The organism is Streptomyces sp. NPDC005181 (genome assembly GCF_040608395.1).
GTDB lineage: Bacteria > Actinomycetota > Actinomycetes > Streptomycetales > Streptomycetaceae > Streptomyces.
On sequence record NZ_JBEXID010000228.1, the window covers coordinates 1 to 2,177 of the forward strand.

The following is a 2,177-nucleotide window of genomic DNA, read 5'->3' on the forward strand; positions in this document are numbered from 1 at the left end:
CAACCCGAAGCCCTTCGTCTGGACGAAGGACGCCGACGAGATCCTTCAACGCCTCGCTTCATATCTTGATCGAATTCCCGGCGCAGAACACTAGGCGGTGCACGTCCTTCTGTGCGGTCACGCGCCCGTGGGTCGTGTGATGTTGAGTCGGCTGATCAACTGACGCCTGGCGGCGGCGCCGTCAGGCGCGGCAGTATTTGACCAGCAAGAAGTCGCTGCCACCCGGATTATGCGCTTGACCAGGGGAAGTGCCGCGCGGAGACGCTCGTTGCAGCCGGCGTGCTGGGGACAGGCGCCAACTACGCGGTCGACGGCGGCGCGAGCGCCTGGTGACGCCAGACCCGGTTTCGAGGACGAAGGCGACGTGGGCGGAGTCCTCGGTGACGCGGGTGCGGTGGGCGTGGCGATGGCTCGGGTGCGGGTCAGGACGCCGGTGGTGTCCGCGTAGCCGGGCCCCGCACCCGCCCCGGCATCGTCCGGGCGTCCGCACCGCGACCCGATCCGCCATGGCGGGGGTCGGGCCGCGGGGAAGCGCCCGTCAGGCTGGCCGCAATTCGAACCAGTCGAAGGCCGCACTGCCGTGTGTGGCGTACGTGCCGATGACGCGGCCGGTGAAGCCCCCGGCGACCTCGGTGGTGAGGTAGCGACCGTCGAGTTCGGCGAGGATCTCGAAGTCGCCGTCGGCCGTCTCGTACCCCAGACGGAGGGTGTCGGGGCCGCCGACGCGGAGGCCGGCTGGGACGGCGGCCTCCGGATCCGTGCCGCGGAACGTGACGGTGGGTGGCAGGACATCGCTGGTGGTGACGTCGATCCGCAGGGTCACGGGGCCGGACGGCACGGTCTGTTCGGCGATGGTGTGGCACAGCGGGCCGATCCTGGCGACCGCGCGGACCGTGCCGTCGCCCGTCTCCACCTGGTAGTGGTGTGCCTCGTCCAGCCGTACCGCGAGCCCGCCCCGACCGCCTCCGGCGACATCGACCAGCGTGCGCGCGCTGCAGTCGGCATCGTGCTGGCGCCGTCCCACGAAGAGCGCGCCGGGCGTGTCGAGGCTGTCCGCGCGGGCGTGCAGCACCAGATGTCCCGGCCGCTCGTCGAGGCGGACGGCGGCCGGGTCGTGCCGCCTGAGCGACACCCAGCAGGGCGCGAGCGCGGTGGAGTCGAAGTCGTCCCGGTCCGGTTCCTGCGGCCAGGGATGCGGCGGCAGCGCCGGAGCTGGCGCGCGCAGCTCCAGCGGTCCGGGCAGCGGCCACTCGTCCTCCCACCGCACCGGTACCAGGAACGTCTCCCTGCCCAGACCGTGGTACATCGGTGTGTCACCGCGGGGCCTGGTGCCCAGCAGCACCATCCACCATGTGCCGTCGTGTGCCTGCACCAGATCGCCGTGGCCGGTGTTCTGCACCGGGTGGTTGGTACTGCGGTGGGACAGCACGGGATTGGCCGGGTGCGGTTCGAACGGTCCCGGCAGTGTGCGGGCCCGGGCCACCGACAGGGCGTGCCCGCGTTCCGTGCCGCCTTCCGACAGCAGCAGGTACCACCAGTCGCCGACGCGGTACAGGTGCGGGCCCTCGGGATACTGCAGCCCGCTTCCCGACCACATCGCCACCGGCTCGCTCAGCAGTTCGCCCGTCTTCGGCTCGATGCGCACCCCGTGGATCCCGTCCGACGAGAACACGCACCAGCAGTTTCCTTCCTCGTCCCAGGCCAGGTCGGGGTCGATGCCCGGTACGTCGACCGGCACCGGGTCCGACCACGGTCCCGAGGGATCTTCCGCGGTCACCAGGACGTTGCCTGCCCCGGCGACCACGGTCGTGATCAGCCAGAACCGGCCGTCGTGATACCGCAGCGTGGGGGCGTACACCCCTGTCGAGGACGGGGCCGTGTCGGGCAGCTCCAGCTGCGAGGGCCGGTCCAGCGCGTGCCCGATCAGCCGCCAGTGCACGAGGTCACGGCTGTGCCACAGCGGTACCCCGGGTACGTACTCGAAGCTGGACGTTGCCACGTAGTAGTCGTCGCCGGCCCGGCAGACGCTCGGGTCCGGGCTGAAGCCGGGTATTACGGGGTTGTCGAAGAACGCCATGTCCGTCCTAAGAGCCTGTCGGGTGGCTGATCATGCGTGAAGCGTGACGGTCGTGATCTGCCCTCCGGGCATGGCGACGGCCCCGGAATGATCACGTGGT

At 70.7% G+C, this 2,177-nt stretch carries 1 protein-coding gene; it reads right to left on the reverse strand.

Going from position 1 to position 2,177, the window contains the following annotated elements; translation table 11 throughout:
• Window positions 1-538 precede the first annotated feature (538 nt).
• On the reverse strand, window positions 539-2,077 hold the full coding sequence (locus ABZV38_RS40215) for a glycoside hydrolase family 43 protein (RefSeq protein WP_356333897.1): 1,539 nt from the start codon (window positions 2,075-2,077) through the stop codon (window positions 539-541).
• Between the last annotated feature and the right edge of the window lie 100 nt (window positions 2,078-2,177).